This is a genomic window from Bifidobacterium asteroides, from assembly GCF_003202695.1.
In the GTDB taxonomy this organism is placed as follows: domain Bacteria; phylum Actinomycetota; class Actinomycetes; order Actinomycetales; family Bifidobacteriaceae; genus Bombiscardovia; species Bombiscardovia asteroides_G.
This window is the reverse complement of record NZ_QGLL01000009.1, coordinates 92,810-109,990: the sequence shown is the minus strand read 5'-3', so window position 1 is coordinate 109,990 and position 17,181 is coordinate 92,810. Positions and strand designations below refer to the sequence as shown.

The window sequence follows — 17,181 nt, the reverse complement described above, 5'->3', positions numbered from 1 at the left end:
TACCGGCTCCGCCGGAGCAGACCGGGGACGCGTCCGAAGCTGCCGGCAGGGATCCAGGCCGGATCATCAAGGCTCTGCCCACTCCCCAGGTGCCTGCCCAGGCACCGGTGGATATGCAGGATTGGCAGGACGTGACCGCCAGACCCGAGGATCAGATCGTCATCGTCTCCATCGGCGAGATGGGCCCTTGGGGTTCCGGCCGCACACGCTTCGAGGCCGAGATGGGCATCCACTCGGATGGTCAGGTAGACCTGAGCGCCGCCGCCGTCCTCGAACTGGCCTGGAACATGGGTCTGGTCGAATGGCAGGACAGCCCCAAGCCGGGCTGGTACGACACCGACGGCGAGCTGGTGCCCGAGCAGGACATCGCCGAGCGCTACCACGACCAGGTGGTGGCCCGCTCCGGCATTCGTCCCTTCGACGACGGCATGGGCTCCGACTACCGCCAGGGCACCAACGAAGAGGAGGTCGACGTCTTCCTGGATCACGACGTGGCCTTCTCGGTGCCTACCAGGGATATGGCCGAGGAGTACGTGGCTCAGGATCCGGACCACACCAGCGTCGCCCGGGATGACCAGTCCGGCGAGTGGACGGTCACCCGTCGGCCCGGCTCTCGTATCCGCGTGCCGCGCCGGGCTACCATGTCCAGGACCGTAGGCGGCCAGTTCCCCAAGGGCTTCGACCCGGTCAAGTGGGGCATTCCAGCCTCCATGGTCGGGGACGTGGATCAGATCGCCCTCTGGAACATCGTGACCACCGTGGATGCCTACCTTTCGGCCGGATTCACCCCGGTGGAGATCCTCCAGGCCGTGCACCCCTCCAAGGTGGCCTCCACCCAGGGGACCGGCTTCGGCGGCATGGCCTCCATGCGCAAGCTCTACCTGGACCGCTTCCTGGGCAAGGAAATCCCCACGGACATCCTCCAGGAGGCTCTGCCCAATGTGGTGGCCGCACATGTCATGCAGTCCTACATCGGCGGATACGGCAACATGGTCCAACCGGTCTCGGCCTGCGCTACGGCTGCTGTTTCCCTGGAGGAGGGCGCTGACAAGATCGCCCTGGGCAAGGCGGACTTCGTGGTCACAGGCGCCATTGACGACATCGGCGTGGAGTCGGTCATCGGCTTCGGCAACATGAATGCCACCGCCGATTCCGCCGAGATGTACGCCAAGGGCATCCAGCCCCGGTTCTTCTCCCGGGCCAACGACCGTCGGCGCGGGGGCTTCCTGGAGTCCCAGGGCGGCGGGACCATCCTGCTGACCCGTGGCGACATCGCCCTGCGCATGGGTCTGCCAGTGGCTGGCGTGGTCGGGTACATCCACTCCTTCGCGGACGGTGCTCACACCTCCATCCCAGCTCCTGGGCTGGGTGCTCTGGCCGCCGGCATGGGCGGCAGGGACTCGGATCTGGTGCGCTCGCTGGCCAAGCTGGGCGTGGACCCCGACGACATCGCCGTGGTCTCCAAGCATGACACCTCCACCAACGCCAACGATCCCAACGAGTCCGAGCTGCATAACACCCTGGCTCGCGCCATCGGTCGGACGGACGGCAACCCGCTCTACGTCATCTCCCAGAAGAGCCTGACCGGCCATGCCAAGGGCGGCGCCTGCATCTTCCAGATCAACGGGCTCACCCAGCTCTTCCGGTCCGGAGTCATCCCGGCCAATGCTTCCCTGGACTGCGTGGATCCGGTCTTAAGACGCGACGATCATCTGGTCTGGCTGGAGCAGCCTCTGAAGGTGGGCAGGGTCAAGGCCGGACTGGTCACCTCTCTGGGCTTCGGCCATGTCTCCGGCATCGGGGTCATCGTCAGCCCTGGAGCCTTTGAAGCGGCTGTGCTCAAGACTTCCGGCCAAGAGGCTCTGGACGAGTGGCGTCGCCGTGCTAATGACCGTCTGGCTGCCGGTCAGCGCCGTCTGGAGGAGGGTCGCATGGGTCGGGCCCCGCTCTACGAGCCCATCGACAATCGTCGCTTCCATGAGGACGGCCACGGGTATGTGGGTCATGAGGTCGAGAAGGCCATGCTGTTGGATCCCCAGGCCCGTCTGGGTGCTGACGGCTACTATGACCGGAGCTGAGAGCATCCTGAATTGGTCAATTCTCCGTCCTCCGCAGTGGGGAATGGGAAATCGGTGAGAGTTCAATCACCGCACTGATCAGGGGGGAGGTGGGCCAGATGGCTCACCTCCTTCTTTGCTGGGGCTCTTAGCGGCTTATCTTCCTTTTGTTGTGTCCCTAGGTACGACGGGCTTGGCTATGATTAGCCTTTGCCGTGCCCTATGACCTATGCGTAGAGGGTTCCTTACAGGCATATGAGCTATATCGGCATCGGAGCGATGAAAACGTGCTGCGCATTAGGGTTTTGTCTGCTGTCTGTAAATGGGGTTGCTTCAGTGCTGCTTGAGGGGCAGGCGGTTCTTACATTCTGACTGTGATTGGACCCTGTTAACAAAATGGTATAAAAATAAATAGGTGGCCCAGGTTTTACTTGGGGTTATTGCTGGGCCACCCGAATGGCCGGACTTATCTTGCGGGAGTGGTCCGGCCTCTTACTCGCGCTAAGTATCAGTGGCCGCTCTTATGAAAATCCTGCGGCTGCGTTTTGCTGCAATAATACCCATGGCAAGAAGCCTGAACGCCATAGCCACGCCGGTACTTTTCCTCTTCTGCTGTGGGCGTGACTCTTACAGGCTGGAACATGTACTGGATGTTGATATCGTCAGTTCAGGCAATCGAATCGAGGGTCCAGCGGCTGGCGACTGTCGTCATAACCGGCGTGTGCTTGGGGGTGAATCCATAAATACTCATCGAATCGATGCTGGTGACGGCACGATTCCTTATTTAAGGTGAATGAACTGCCCGGGTCGGGCCTGGTCGGCGGGCGGCCAGGATTTCTGTACCGACCTTCAAAGTCAGTTTGTGGGAAGGGCCAATCAGCGTGGGTTTCCGTGTCGCGCCAAGGTTCTGCCCAGTGATGTCTGCATAGGTTTATTGCTGAATGAAACCGCGCAATGATCAATTTGCTGCATGTTTCGGCTGGCCTATGTGCTATGCTCTGTACCGAGCCGACGGCTTTGCGGGCGTAGCTCAATGGTAGAGCCTCAGTCTTCCAAACTGATTACGCGGGTTCGATTCCCGTCGCCCGCTCCACGATTATCGTTGATATCCCGTCATTCTTAGCGGGTTCCCTACCAATTTGGAGCGGTCAGGATCGGGCCTGACTGAGCGAGATTTTCCCCAGTATCCGGCACTTTACGGGCTAAATGGGTACGCGATAGGGTACACACGGAGGTGCTCGGAAGACTACAGCGACAAGGCCTGCCAGGCACCGCATAGGTATAACGGTCGTAACAGGACGGGAAAGGCTGCTGGCATTGTGCCGCGAACTGCCCTCGACCCAGCCACCGGCAAGCGCCGCAGGTTCGACAAAAGCGACCGGATCAGGAGCAAGGCGCGGGAGAAATTCGAGGACGCGCTGGCCGAATACCAGCGGACAGGAAAGATCAAGACCTGCAAATCGCCGCTGCTGCGCGACCGGCTCGGCCGATGGCTCAACGGGTACAAGCGACCCATGGTAAAGACCCGCGTCTACGAAACTTGCCGGAGCGACTGCAGGAACATCATTGCCGTCATCGGCAGCGTGCAACTCGAAGACCTCGTGCCCTGGCGCGTCAGGGAGATGGGCAACAAGATCATGCGGGACCGTAGCAGCAAGACCGCCCTGAACGCCTACATCCGCCTGCGCAGCGCGCTCGCGGACGCTCATGTGGCAGGGCGAGCGTTTCGCCCTCACCTCGTCAGAGCTGGTGACCCGCAACGGCGTCCACAGCATCATGGTCATGCACGAGCTGCAGCGGTACCAGGAGGTCTCGATCATCCACGGCTCCTGGCAGCAGGATAAACGGTCTGTGGAGCGTAGCCTCGGACGACTGCGTGGGGGAGAGTCCGGGCCAATCGCAGGCTGATCATGGCCGGCCCTGCCAGCCAACGTGGTTCGCTTAACAGAGTTGCTTCCGACTGGGCGCTGCGCTACCCGGACGGGCGAATCTGGCGGGTGCATGACCTACGCGGCTGGGGCCGCTCGCATGCGCACCTGTTCGGCCTGGAGGATGGGGAGCATGGACAAGCGAGACCAGGTCAGCTTCCACAAGGGTGGACGCTGGTCTCCTGGTTGCCTCCGGGCCGTCAGTCGCCGTCGGCTTGGAGGCACTCCTAGTCGGGGTGCCGTTGCCCGTCCGTGTAGGCATCAGCCAGGAGGTCCATTATCCAGCCAAGCTGCTCGGGGGTGAGCTGGTCGGCCAGTTCGGCCGGGATCCGATTCGAGTTGGCGGCGAAAGCCCCGTCGAGTTCGCCGGCTCTGCTGTATTGCTGGGCTTGGGCGATTTTGAGCTTGTGCCGGCGCTGCTGCGCGTCCATACCCTCCCTGGTGGGGGCCACGCTCATGCGCCGACGGCGGTCGGGGTAGGGCTCCTCGGAGTCGACCATCCAGTTGCGGCCTTTCTTGCGGGCGGTGCGCAGGCCGCCCCTGCTGGCCATCTGCCGGACGGAGACTTCGGCCCGTCCGTGCATGGCCGCGTACTCCGCGATGGTGATCATGGTCATGTCAGGCCTCCTTGTTGGCCAGGGCCTGCTGGGCGGCCTTGACCGCGTCGATGGCGTACTGGTGGTCGATCCACCATGATGCGGATGCCTGGGCCTTGAGCCAGGCGATTCTGCGGGCGGCCAATGCTGTCTGCTCTTCGGTGGCCCTGTGCTTGTCCCGGGCGTCGTGGTCCTTCTGCGCCTCGTCCTCCATCCTCATCAGCATCTCCACGATCTTCTCGCGTATGTCGGCGGCGCGAAACACCTGCTCGTCGCTGCCTTCAAGCGCGGGCAGGCCATCGAGCTCCCAGCGGACCTTCGCCGCCCAGCAGGCTGGGCAGTCGGTGGTCCTGTACCGGGCGATCTTCTTCTTGCGCCTCCCGAACCAGTTGATGCCCTTGATCTCCACTGTGTCCGTATGCCCGCACCTGTAGGTGATGCGGCAAAGTGCCATCTTGTCCTCCTTAGTTGTGTGTACCCCTTGCCGATGCCCATATTACATCTTTATCGATGTGATGCAGGATGGAGACACTCGTCAGACGCCTCGCATTGGGGGGGCGACCTCCCGGCCCTGCCCATATCATCATATAAACCTGGCCTATCATCCAGGTATGGCCTATACCCCTGATGACATCTCCCAGATCCTCGACAACCACCTTGGCTACACACCCGCTTCGGAGGGCGAGCGGGAGCGGCCGACTTTCCTTTTGCTCAAGCGCCTCGACTAGGTCATCGACCAGGAGCAGCAGGCCGGTCTCAGCCGACAGGATCGCGAGCGCCCGGCCGTCATGCATAAGCAGATCAGAGTTGATCTTGCCGCAATACGATACGGAGCCACCGAGAAGACTGTAAAAGATATAGAGCACAGATACCGTTAAGGGTATATTTGGGGCATATGAGCATGAGTTATGATTTGCCTTGCAATGCGTGAGGTGCAGTATGTAGTCAGTCTTCCAAGCTGATTACGCTGGTTCGATTCCCGTCGCTCGCTCCACTTGGACGCAGGATTTGATAAGTCGACGTTTGCGTTAGCGGGTACGCCCGAAAGTGATGTAGAAAATCTGCTGCGCTAGCGTGTTGGAATGTTACGTTGGCCTGTTCCGCATCTCCCCTTAATGCATTGCATGTTTTGGATTGATTCGGTTTTTGCGTACGGTGGGCTCCGCCCGCTGATCTTCCAGCAGGTCGGAGATATGGCAGATACCGTTTGCTAAAGCCTCTTTTGGAGGCGTGACTCACATGTTAAAATCAGAGAGGATCTTAATGAGCTACTCAAGGATGAGTGCCATGATGAAGCGATCATTAACCATAGGAACCTTCATGATGTTCTTGGGCGTGATGCTGCTGGGTTTCGTAATCTCCCCAGCTCAGGTATCCGTGCAGCCTGCACTGGGAGACACTGCAGCGACCAGCCAGTCTCAATGGATGCACCGACCATTTCTTCTTTACGATCGTCGCCTCAAGACATTGACGCGGCAGGATACTGGACAGAAGAGAGGATGCGTTCTGCTCGTCCTGCAGAAGAACTGGCATCTGAGCCAAGTCACAGTGATCAGATTCGTCCAGCCGGGCAATCCAGCAAGATGAAAGTTGGAGAAAGCTTCTCGCATCCTGTCCGCTCCGAGCCATTACCAGGTCATCAGACCGGGAATGCAGTTATTCCTGAGATGACTGGAATGATGTTCTTCAATGAGAATGGAGATAGTGTTGATACAAGTTCTTTTACGGACTCAATGGAAGGGCACTGACTGCGCTCCATGAGATATGGCAGGGTCTCACTACTCCTCTCCTCATTCATGCCTTCCCTCCTTGCTCAGCTCTGTTCCTTTGTTGTTTTATTCCCTCCTAGGGCTATTTGTGCAAGACGCGGTGATCGTTGATCAGGCCCCTGGATTGCATGGTCTGTTCTGCCTGGATGATTTGCTGCAGGGGCCGATGAGGGGCATACTCGGGCATATGGAAGATGCCGGCTTTGGACAGGTGCTGGGGTTGGGGCATGACCTGGTCGACCTGAAGGAGTTCGGTCGGCAGCTGGCTATGCCCGGCACGCGCATGACAGGCTTGTTCTCGGCACGGGAGCGGCGGCAGGCTGAGCAGCGGGCCTTGCTCAAGCATGACGATATGGCGGCGCACTTGGCGGTGCGCTGGGCTGGCAAGGAGTCGGTGCTCAAGGCCTGGTCTCAGGCGCTGGGACCTGAGCCCTCGCCCTATGGTCTGGATGATTTCCCCTGGAGCGGGGTCGAGGTCCTGGATGACGGCCGGGGTCGGCCGAGCGTTCATCTAGAGTCCAACGTAGAAGCCAGGCTCTATGACTCTATGAATCTGACCGGTGGTCAGTTCGACCGAGTGCAGTTGTGCTGGCACATTGCTCTCAGCCATGACGGGCCGGTTGCTTCGGCGGTTGTGCTTCTGTGCAGGTGTGTCTGGAACTAGGCTAAGACATGGGGAGTCTGGATGAATTCCTAACTGGCTTGTTAGCCTATCCAAAGAGCAGTTTGCAGACGGGATGATGCTTCGATTTCGTTGAAGTCGTTTCGAGTACTCAAGGTTTCACACATGGCTAGCGGTGTGCAGTACAGGCTATAGGCGTGGTTCTGAGGATTGGCCACGGCTGCTGTGTAGACTGTTTACAGCCTCTTCTTGAGACGTGTTCCCCGCATTGGTGGGGATGATCTTATGAAAAAGATATCCGTGACGCGGTCATCTAGAAGTGCCCCCAGCATCTATCGAGGTAGAATTGATCACAGGACGGGGGGAACGCCATCATCCTAGGCTCACTTCTTTGCGCTGGCTCCGGGTTCAAAGCCTTCAGAAGGAATGGTTAGCGGGCTCAGCACACAATGATTGAAAGTTAAGAACCGCGGTGATTTCAAATGGCTATGCAAAACAGCTCTATCTGAGGGTCCTCTGCTATTGCTCGCTTTTCCAGACTGGATGCAGATTCGTGAAGTAGATGATTTGAAAGCTGCATCATTCATATCTAGCGACAAGTATCTATGTGGATTAGCTTTGTTGATTCAAGCGCACACAAATTGATGGAATATGTGTTCCTGGGCTTGTCTGTTGATGAGTCAATGTTTTTTCGTCTCTTTATTGTGAACTTTGGTGCTCGTATACATGCGCTCGCTGCTTGTGTTTCTGGATTCGTTGATGATGCTGGCAAAGGAAGCACTTCGTTCGGTTCAGTCGAATTTACATCTTCACTCTTATTTTTGATGGGAATAAATAATGCGTTTTCAAATGATCTGTTTTGCTGCATATAAACCCGCTAAACATGGCTTTTATTAGATCGTCTCCAATATTGAGGTTGTGTGGCGTAGCTAGGAAAGGATGATGTTGGTAGCAAGATAAGAAAGAGATGAACAAGATTTACGGGCAAGTGTCAGTGCATAGATCTGGCGAGGAGGCTTATGCTGATGCTATGTGTCAGTACGATCCAGAGTGTCCCGTACATCGTCATCGTCCGGGAACGACCTGTCCGGTTGTTTATCGCAAGAAGATGGCTGCAGCGCGTGAGGCTGAACACCGCCAACGGCAGCGGGACGAGCTAATAGGCATCGTCGTCTTCGTGGCGGTCGTTATCGTTGGTTTTGCTATCTCGAATAAGGTAATCCCTGGATTTCTGAGCACTCTGCTGCAGGGCCTGGGCCTCATAAACAAGTAAATGCCAAGCATGCCTACCTTGCTCGCAGTCTCAATGCCAAGAAGGTCTTACTATATGCTTGACGGTCATCGCGCCGAGCGCGGCACATATCCCAGTTTTCAAATCATGTATTTGAAATCAGATCAGCGCATAGTGCGTACCAATGTCATGCAAGGCGTTGCTCATGGTGGGCAGTTTGTACTCTTGAATTGTTCCAATACCATCGCTATCAGTCTGTGGGGGGTCGACAGTGATGTTTTGGATGCACTGCGATGGTCAGGCAGCCCGGTTCTATTGTTAGCAGATAATTGCCAAGCGAGGGCCAATCTTTGCCTTGGAGCGGAAAGAAAAGGCGTTGCATCCGATTAAGATCATTTACAAAAAATTTCGCTCCGGCACTTATTTATCCGAAACAATACTTGTGAAATATGTGACGGACATTCTGGCCTGGTTCGTTGATGTGCCGGTGGGGCAGAATGACGTTGACAGGAGCGGTCATGACATTCAAAACGTGATGACATATATTGCCAATCATCTCGATGAGTCCCTCGAACTTCATCAGTTTGCCGCTATGACTGGCCTAGGGGGCGCAGCTTTATTAGAGTATTCAAAAAAGCAACCTGTTATAGCCTCATGCCTATGCCATGGACGCGCGAATCAATACAGCTCGAAGCATGCTCAGCAATTCCTCCAAGCCTGTCGACCGTATAACCCCCAATTGTGGATATTTCAAGCTATCCGGTTTGTAGCACCTCAAGTCCAAGGTGGGCATGTCTCCTGTGGGGTACCGTCGTCGTGTAGATGACGAATAAGGTCAATGAACGTATCAAGTGCTTGTGCTGTGAGGAGTAGAGTAGAGCGCGTCCGTAATGTGATACGGATCGGTTCTAACAAGGTGTGCCTAGTTGCATGCTCATGTTTGTAGCCGGTTTGTGCTTCATTTTCCATTATTTTTGGTGTTTGTAAGCATTGGTATTTATGGACAGATAGTCGCCTTGAGGCGAGGGTTGAAACGGTTACGTAGTTATTTCCACATCGAGGGCTCATCGGCTATATCCGATGAGCCTCTTTTTCTGGAGGGGGCGAAAGCCTTTTTCCGAATGTGGTTCATGGAATGTCCAGCTATAAAGTATTACTACATAACCAAAGTTGACTTTCTGGAAAAAATAATTTATTTTTATATTAGTCTATGAATTAATCGCCTATACGAAGGAGATGGGGCGATGATTGATGATTCTGCGTTCAGCTGCGGGAAACTGCTTTGTGCATGTCGATTGGTGGCTTGGATTTGGCTCAATAAAGCGCGACCGCTCAATAATGACCGAAGTCGGGAAGAGATGATCGCATGACAGCTGAAGGTGGCGAGGTTGACGAGTATCTGGCCCGCACCTCGAAAGATCATGGTTTCGAAGTCTGTGTGCAGCACCTGGTGATGACGGGATGTCTCGATGCGGCCTTCGCTGGTAGGCTGGCCGGTTATCTGTATGACCAGGATCAGGCTGATATGGGTCTGGACACAGGTCTTCTTCACGACATAGGCAAGTATTCGGATGAATTCCAGAGGATGATCAGGGAGGCCTATGATGAGCAGTAGCGTCAATCACTCTTCATGCGGGATGAAAGTAGCGTATAAGCTTCATCTTCAAGAAGCCACGTTTGCCATTGCAGGACATCATGCTGGTTTGCCGGATTTTGGCAATCGTATTGATACTGAGAATTCAAGCACCTTGGTTGGCAGAATTAAGCGTCCTAACCCTGATGCCTCGCATTGGAAAGATGAGATTACTCTTCCCGAAGTCAAACCGCTTGCTTCTTTGGGCTCGCATTTCTCGGATATGATGCGTATTCGTATGCACGAATCAGCACTAGTGGATGCGGATCGCTTGGATGCTGAGTTCTTTGTTAATGGCAAAGTAGAGCGCGACGAAGCGCCATTCCTCGAGCAGCTGCTTCAGGATCTCGGTCCTGATCGTCTGTCCAGCTCTATCATGCCGCCTTCGCAGGAATTACGTGAAATAAGCAAGGCGCTGGCTGAGCAGATGCGTGAGTATCAGTCGGTCAGAATCGCGGAGCTTGCTGAAATTATGGAGCGCAGGGCTGGATCTTTCCTGTCGACGAAGGCGAGTACGTCGTTAAATGAAAAGCGCAATACCATATTGCGTGAATGCCTTACCTGCGGAGCCGATCCCGAATGGAAACCAGGTCTATACACGCTGACCGCTCCTACAGGCAGCGGCAAAACTGATTCCTCTCTCACTTTCGCACTTGAACACGCCAAAACGCATCATATGGATAGGGTGATTTACGTCGTACCCTATACGTCAATCATTGACCAGACAGTAAAGGAATTCGAAACCCTCCTTGGGCCAGATGCAGTTCTGCCGCACTATGCAGATGCAGCTTTCCAATTAAAAGAAGAAAACGAGCTTACCGCAAACGATCTGCATCGCAGTTTTGCGGCCGAGAACTGGAACATGCCAGTTATCGTAACTACTGCTGTGCAGTTTTTCGAAAGTCTGTTCGCTAACAAGGCCTCTAAACTCAGGAAGATTCATAACATAGCCAACTCTGCTGTGATCTTCGATGAGGCCCAGACACTGCCCTTGCCTCAGCTGAGACCATGTGTGCAGGCCATAGCTGAATTGGTTACCAACTATCACGTCACCGCGGTATTGTGCACTGCAACACAGCCGGCCTTACAGGATCTGTTTGCCCATGCTCTTCAACGCCCAAATCTGATCATCCCTGAAATTGCCCCATTGAGCGAAAAGGAGCGGTCGGAATTCCGGCGCAACCGAATCGTCGATGACGGTCATAAGGACATGGATGAGATTGCCGCAGCGATAGAAAGGCATAATCAGGTTCTGTGCGTGGTCAACACACGTAAGGAAGCGCAGTACATTTCCGGAGTGGTGCGAAAGCATGGCTTTGAAGAGGGCACTTTCTGCCTGACTACACTGCAATGTGCCTATGACAGGGAACAGTTGCTGAAGCAAATACGGGATCGTCTCGTCCATGGAGACTCTTGCAGGGTAGTATCCACGTCTCTGATAGAGGCTGGAGTGGATGTTGATTTCCCTGAGGCATATAGGGAACAGACTGGTCTTGATTCGATCCTTCAGACAGCTGGCCGTTGCAATAGAGAAGGTCGACGTGACGCGGATGTCTCATTGGTTCATGTTTTTTCGACTGATGAGGGCCAGGTTTCATTTTTGAAACAGAATATGCTGGCTTTCGAATTGGTGCGGGAAGGCAATTCTGACCTGGCATCCTCAAAAGCGATTCATGAATATTTCACCAGGCTCTTTGGAATGCGTGGGGACGAGAGTCTCGATCAGCGGCAGATTCTCAAGGCTCATGAGCGTGGAATATCAGGATGCCGTATGCCGTTCGCTCAGATTGCTGAGCGGTTCAAGCTGATTGATACGCCAACTGTACCCGTCTATATACCAGTCAATGAAGAAGCGAGCGACTTGTGCGCCCAACTGACTGATCCTCGTTGCTATACGCGAGGGTTGTTCCGCAGATTGGGTCGGTACGCGGTCAATGTTTGGCCGAGGCAGTTGGACAGACTCAAAGAGGCCGGAAAGATATCCGCTCTGGCGGCGCATGGTGCCAAGTCGGATGACGATGCATTTATTCTGCTGGACATGGGCATGTACGACAGTGCTACAGGGCTGCAAGTCGATGAAGATCAGCTGCCTCAAAACGGTCTGCAGTATTGATGACTGAAACGCAATTAACAATGTCGGCAACAGGAAAGGAGACCAATGACAGTACAACTTGAGGTCTGGGGTCCGTACGCCCTCTTCACCAGACCGGAAATGAAAGTAGAGAGGGTCTCGTACGACGTGATGACGCCATCGGCCGCGCGAGGGATTCTGGAGGCTGTGTTTTGGCATCCAGGCATGGTTTGGCGAATTGACAGGATTGTGGTTATGAATCCCATTAGATTCACCAGTGTTCGTCGCAATGAGGTCAGCAGCGTGATATCGGCCGATACTATCCGGTCGATGATCAATGATCCGTCCAAAGACAGCGCGATCTATACTTCATCGGACATTCAGCAGCGTGCCTCCACCATTCTGCGAGATGTTCACTATGTGATTGAGGCGCACTTTGATATGAATAGCAAAGCAGCTGAAGGGGATACGCCGGCTAAGTTCATCAGCATGTTCAATAGACGGGCTCAGAACGGGCAATACTATCATCACCCTTATTTTGGGACACGGGAGTTCCCTGTCGATTTTCGGCTTTGGGATGCCGATAAGGGTCAGCCCAAGGGATTCGAAAATGGTCGTCGGGATCTGGGGTACATGTTATATGACATGGACTATCGAGATCCTGCGGATCCGCAACCTATGTTTTTCAGGGCTGAGCTGGTTAACGGTGTGCTGGATGCAACTGATCCGAAGGTGAGCTCATGATTGGCGAACTAGTCAGATTTTACGATCGGCTGGTGGAGGCTGGCCAGGCCCCGAGGTATGGATACAGCGTTGAAAACGTTCCGTGGGGACTGGACATAGCGGATGATGGGTCCATAACCCATGTCATTCCGTTTGGGACATTGACAAAGAATAAGCAGTTCAGACGTATGATGCCTGTTCCAGCACATGCACTGCGGACAGTGAAAATTCGGGCCAATTTCCTCTGTGACAACTCCTCTTACCTGCTAGGCGCAGATGCCAACGGTGCAACGAACAAGGCGGCCAAGCGCTTTGTGGCTGCTGCTGAATTGCATCGTCAGGTGCTCGCGAATGCCGATGAAAATGAAGCTCGAGCAGTGCTTGCTTTCTTCTCCCGTACACCTCAAGCGACAGTTGTCGAGGAGAAATTGGGCGAAGGGGAATGGAAGAAGGCCTTGACCGGTAATTTCGTCCTCTGCCGCAATGGTTTACCTTTATCTGAAAACCCGACCATGCAAAAATATTGGGATTCATGGTTCTCTTCGGGTGACAAAGACAGTGGTCAGGCGGCCGCTGGTTCTGAAACCATGCAAAGTGTTGTTTCAGGTCAAGCCGTCGTCCCTGCTCTTACTCATCCAAATATCCGAGGCGTCCGCAACGCACAATCCAGTGGATCCGCACTGGTGTCTTTCAATGCGCCAGCATATCTTTCCTACAACAAAAAGCAGGATCAAAATGCTCCTATGAGCAAACGCGAAGCCTTTGCCTACACTACAGCTTTAAATACTGTGTTGAAGGACGACCAGTATACAAGAACTGTCAATGATGGTTCCCTGACAATTGTCTCCTGGGCAGAATCAGGGCAGGCTGAGTACTCAGCTGAGATGAACATGTGCATTGAAGGCGCTGCAGGGGTTGATCAACAGGATCTGATAGCCACTGTCACGGCTTTGTCTAAAGGAAACCCGGTTAATTTTAATGGTGTCAGGCTTAATCCGGATGAGCATTTCTACATCCTTGGACTTGCCCCTAATGCTGCCAGGCTTTCGGTGTCCTTCTTCTTGAAGGACACCTATGGCAGTTACATGGAGCATGTACGTCGGCATTATGAAGATCTGGATATCGAACGCCCGAAATTTGATAAGCGTCGTGACCTGCCTGTGTGGATGCTCCTTGCGCAAACTGTACCGTCCGCCACTGGTGGGAAAAAGAGGATACCAGCTTCCCCTCATACAGTTTCTGACCTATTTAAGGCCATTCTTACAGGTGTGCCCTATCCTACGTCGCTCCTAACTGCTGTTGAGAAGCGCATTGGCGTTGAACATGACGTGCCTCGCGCCAAGGCGGCAATCATCAAAGCGTATTTTCTCCGTCACCCAAACAACCAATGCCCTAAGGAGGTATTGCAAGTGTCCATCAACAAAGAAAGCACTAATGTGCCCTATGTCCTAGGACGACTGTTCGCCCTGTATGAGGACATACAACATGCAGCGAATCCTGGTATCAATACCACGATTGGTGACCGGTTCTTCACCAATGCATCGACCATGCCAGCCGTAGTTTTCCCGCACTTGGGTGATTTGGCGAAAAAGCACCTGCGAAAACTGTCGACGGGAACGCGCATTTACTATACAAAGCGCATCGCAGATTTGATGACCAGAATCGGCGAGAACTTCCCGACGAGATTATCTCTGCCTGAACAGGGTTCTTTCCAGCTCGGATATTATTTCGAGACTCAGGAGCGCTACAAGGGCAAGGACAAAGACGACAATAAGGAAACCGACAAGGAAGAAGGAGTTGTAAATGAGTGAGCAAACTGCCAAGGCAATCCAAAATAGGTATGATTTTTCCATTCTCTATGATGTTGAGAACGGCAATCCCAACGGTGATCCGGAATCAGGCAATATGCCACGAACCGATAGTGAGACCGGGATTGGAATTGTTACTGACGTTTGCCTGAAGAGGAAGATACGCAACTATGTGCAGCTGATTAACGGGGATAAGGCGCCCTGGCGTATTTATATCAAGCAGCAGGTTCCGCTGAATCGCCTTGATGATGAGGCGCTGAAAGCGGTTGGTGTCAATGGGAATCCTGATGTGGACAGTATCGGGAAGACCTTAAAGAAGGCCAAGAAGGAAAACGGCGAACTGGATAGATTAATCCTCGATTACATGTGCTCCAATTTCTTCGATATCAGGACCTTTGGTGCGGTGATGACCACCTTCGTCAAGGGCGGGTTGGCTTGTGGCCAGGTGCGTGGTCCTGTGCAACTTGGATTCTCGAGATCCATCGATCCGATTTTCCCGCAGTCCGTCACCATCACCAGGGTGGCCATTACTACGGAAAAAGACCAAGAGAACAAGAACAATGAGATGGGCAACAAGTCCATCGTCCCTTACGGCTTATACCGTGCTGATGGCTATGTGAATGCCAAGCTGGCACAAAAGACCACCGGATTTAGCGAAGAAGACCTGGCCATGCTTTGGCAGGCCATTCTCAACATGTTTGAGTTCGATCATTCCGCGGCCAGGGGCAAGATGGCCGTTCGCAAACTCTATGTCTTCAAGCATAGCAACGATCTTGGCGATGCCCCCTCCTATAAGCTGTTCGATAGCATTCACGTGGCTCATAAGCCTGAAGTTGAGACTCCGCGCAGCTTCTCGGATTACGATGTGACGGTCGATACTTCAGCTATTCCGCAGTCGGTCGAACTGACTGAAATGGTGGATGGCTGAGTTTACTGCAATGAGTGATGATTCCATGGACTTGTCCATGGCCACAGGGTCGGCCGAATATCCTGAGGATGAATGGCTGGCCCTGTCTGGTATTCAGCATTTCGAATTCTGCAAGCGCCAATGGGCATTGATCCACATAGAGGAGCAATGGCGTGACAACACTAGAACGTATGCAGGAGACTTCGAACATCGACGTGCCCACGACTACCATGCTTCCGAAAAACGCGGCGATACCTTGATACTGCGCGATCTGCGCGTATTCTCCCGAAAGTTGGGAGTCGTCGGCGATTGTGACATCGTCGAATTTCACGCAGCCCAGCATGGGGTTTCATTGACGGGCAGAAGAGGGCGGTGGACACCCTATCCTATTGAGTACAAGCATGGTTCTAGCAAGGTCAATAATGCTGACCGTTTGCAATTGTGCGGCGAAGCCATGTGTTTGGAAGAAATGCTCTCCTGCAGCATCAGCCAGGGGGCATTGTTCTATCAACGGACCAAGCGCCGTGAAGTGGTCGAACTCAATGATGATCTTCGCGCTCAGGTAGTCCATGATCTGGCGCAGATGCGGGACCTTTATCGGCGAGGTCATACTCCCAAGGTGAAGCCAAAGACGGGGTGCCGGTCATGCTCATTGAAAGATATCTGTCTGCCTGAACTTGTGCATAAGTCTTCCGCTGCTGACTACATTCGAAAGACCTTGAAAGAGTTGTAGGGGTAACTTGGGCAATGAGAGTTTATTGAGGAAAAGCGCCGGAGGGAAGCGATGATCCATTGAGACAGATGTTAAACACCTTGTTTGTCACTACAGAGGATGCCTACCTTTCCCTAGAGCAGGAGAACGTTGTGGTGAATGAGGGCGATCGCGTCATGGGACGGATACCTCTGCGTGCCTTGGAGTCTATTCTTTGCTTCAGTTACAAGGGTGCTTCGCCAGCCTTACTGGGCAAGTGCAATGAATTTGGTGTCTCATTCGCCTTCTACTCCCCTCAGGGCAAATACTATGGGTCAGTGCTTGGAGAGGCTAACAGAAATGTGCTTTTGCGACGCCGTCAGTACCATATGGCCGATGACGATAATGAGGTCTGTTCGATTGCAGCTTCATTCGTCATGGGCAAGATATTCAATGCACGACAGGTGCTGGAGCGTGCTACCCGAGACCACGCTTTACGGATCAACGTACCTCGCGTGAAAAAGCAGAGCGCCCGTCTGTTGGCAGCTATGCGGGAATTGGACGACTGCCAGACGGCGGATTCGGTTCGCGGTGTGGAGGGGGATGCCGCCAAGTGCTACTTTTATGCCTTTGATGATCTCATCCTCACGAACAAGGATGATTTCTACTTCGAGCAACGCAGCCGAAGGCCACCGATGGATAGAATGAATGCCCTGCTCTCATTTATCTATGTGCTGCTTTCCGGAGATTGTCGTTCTGCACTTCAAGGTGTCGGCCTTGACCCTTATGTCGGTTTCTTGCATACAGACAGGCCGGGTAGATCTTCCTTGGCCCTGGATCTTGTTGAAGAATTGCGTCCCGTCTTCGCGGATCGGCTGGCTTTGTCCCTGGTCAACACCCACGTGGTTAAGGCTGGAGATTTTGAGGTTCGAGAGAACGGAGGAACTTATCTTAACGACAAGGGGAGGAAGCAGGTGCTCTCTGCCTGGCAGAAGCGTAAAAATGAGCAAATCATGCACCCCTTTCTTAAGGAGAAAGTGCCTTGGGGCTTAGTGCCCTATGTGCAGGCACTATTGCTGGCTAGATACATACGTGGGGACATGGATGCCTATCCGCCAATGTTTTGGAAGTAGGGTGGAAGAATA

At 54.0% G+C, this 17,181-nt stretch carries 15 protein-coding genes, 1 tRNA gene and 1 pseudogene; 14 read left to right on the top strand and 3 right to left on the bottom strand.

Annotated features, from left to right (window positions below):
* Positions 1 to 56: 56 nt before the first annotated feature.
* The 4 genes and pseudogenes from DKK75_RS08430 to DKK75_RS06660 all read left to right on the top strand — a co-directional run.
* Positions 57 to 2,078, top strand: a pseudogene (locus DKK75_RS08430) (beta-ketoacyl synthase N-terminal-like domain-containing protein); the annotation flags it as partial.
* Positions 2,079 to 2,619: 541 nt separating this feature from the next.
* Entirely contained in the window at positions 2,620 to 2,850 is a 231-nt protein-coding gene (locus tag DKK75_RS08065) for a hypothetical protein (RefSeq protein WP_146208628.1), read from the top strand.
* 226 nt (positions 2,851 to 3,076) lie between these two features.
* A tRNA-Gly gene (locus tag DKK75_RS06665) sits at positions 3,077 to 3,150 on the top strand.
* Positions 3,151 to 3,376: 226 nt separating this feature from the next.
* Positions 3,377 to 3,901, top strand: a complete 525-nt coding sequence (locus DKK75_RS06660) for a hypothetical protein (RefSeq protein ID WP_110452652.1) — start codon at positions 3,377 to 3,379, stop codon at positions 3,899 to 3,901.
* Positions 3,902 to 4,212: 311 nt separating this feature from the next.
* Here DKK75_RS06660 and DKK75_RS06655 read toward each other — a convergent pair whose 3' ends face one another.
* On the bottom strand, positions 4,213 to 4,602 hold the full coding sequence (locus tag DKK75_RS06655) for a hypothetical protein (protein WP_110452651.1): 390 nt from the start codon (positions 4,600 to 4,602) through the stop codon (positions 4,213 to 4,215).
* 1 nt (position 4,603) lies between these two features.
* A complete protein-coding gene (locus DKK75_RS06650) occupies positions 4,604 to 5,035 on the bottom strand; it encodes a hypothetical protein (protein WP_110452650.1) in 432 nt (143 codons plus the stop codon).
* Between the two features lie 833 nt (positions 5,036 to 5,868).
* On the opposite strand from DKK75_RS06650, the gene DKK75_RS06640 reads away from it, so the two are divergent.
* A complete protein-coding gene (locus DKK75_RS06640) occupies positions 5,869 to 6,168 on the top strand; it encodes a hypothetical protein (RefSeq protein WP_110452648.1) in 300 nt (99 codons plus the stop codon).
* Between the two features lie 52 nt (positions 6,169 to 6,220).
* On the opposite strand, the gene DKK75_RS08150 is transcribed toward DKK75_RS06640, so the two are convergent.
* Complete coding sequence (locus DKK75_RS08150) at positions 6,221 to 6,379, bottom strand: hypothetical protein (protein WP_181414495.1); 159 nt, start codon at positions 6,377 to 6,379, stop codon at positions 6,221 to 6,223.
* Between the two features lie 158 nt (positions 6,380 to 6,537).
* Between DKK75_RS08150 and DKK75_RS06635 the strand changes: the two genes are divergently transcribed.
* From DKK75_RS06635 to cas1c, 9 genes are all read left to right on the top strand, one after another.
* On the top strand, positions 6,538 to 7,014 hold the full coding sequence (locus DKK75_RS06635; protein ID WP_181414494.1) for a holo-ACP synthase: 477 nt from the start codon (positions 6,538 to 6,540) through the stop codon (positions 7,012 to 7,014).
* Between the two features lie 925 nt (positions 7,015 to 7,939).
* A complete protein-coding gene (locus DKK75_RS08220) occupies positions 7,940 to 8,245 on the top strand; it encodes a hypothetical protein (RefSeq protein WP_110452647.1) in 306 nt (101 codons plus the stop codon).
* Between the two features lie 1,324 nt (positions 8,246 to 9,569).
* On the top strand, positions 9,570 to 9,818 hold the full coding sequence (locus DKK75_RS06625; protein WP_110452646.1) for a hypothetical protein: 249 nt from the start codon (positions 9,570 to 9,572) through the stop codon (positions 9,816 to 9,818).
* A complete protein-coding gene (cas3, locus tag DKK75_RS06620) occupies positions 9,805 to 11,949 on the top strand; it encodes a CRISPR-associated helicase Cas3' (protein ID WP_110452645.1) in 2,145 nt (714 codons plus the stop codon). The genes DKK75_RS06625 and cas3 overlap by 14 nt, the downstream gene beginning before the upstream one ends.
* A gap of 45 nt (positions 11,950 to 11,994) precedes the next feature.
* Positions 11,995 to 12,651: a type I-C CRISPR-associated protein Cas5c gene (gene cas5c / locus DKK75_RS06615; protein WP_110452644.1), complete on the top strand. Its 657-nt coding sequence runs from the start codon at positions 11,995 to 11,997 to the stop codon at positions 12,649 to 12,651.
* The gene (gene cas8c, locus DKK75_RS06610; RefSeq protein WP_110452643.1) at positions 12,648 to 14,441 is read left to right on the top strand and encodes a type I-C CRISPR-associated protein Cas8c/Csd1; all 1,794 of its coding nucleotides are present in this window, start codon (positions 12,648 to 12,650) and stop codon (positions 14,439 to 14,441) included. Before cas5c ends, cas8c begins: the two co-directional genes overlap by 4 nt.
* On the top strand, positions 14,434 to 15,366 hold the full coding sequence (gene cas7c, locus DKK75_RS06605; protein WP_110452642.1) for a type I-C CRISPR-associated protein Cas7/Csd2: 933 nt from the start codon (positions 14,434 to 14,436) through the stop codon (positions 15,364 to 15,366). The genes cas8c and cas7c overlap by 8 nt, the downstream gene beginning before the upstream one ends.
* A 10-nt stretch (positions 15,367 to 15,376) precedes the next feature.
* Entirely contained in the window at positions 15,377 to 16,078 is a 702-nt protein-coding gene (cas4, locus tag DKK75_RS06600; RefSeq protein WP_258333188.1) for a CRISPR-associated protein Cas4, read from the top strand.
* A gap of 68 nt (positions 16,079 to 16,146) precedes the next feature.
* Positions 16,147 to 17,169 carry a type I-C CRISPR-associated endonuclease Cas1c gene (cas1c, locus tag DKK75_RS06595; protein WP_258333187.1) on the top strand — a complete coding sequence of 341 codons (1,023 nt, stop codon included), beginning with the start codon at positions 16,147 to 16,149 and terminating at the stop codon, positions 17,167 to 17,169.
* Positions 17,170 to 17,181 lie beyond the last annotated feature (12 nt).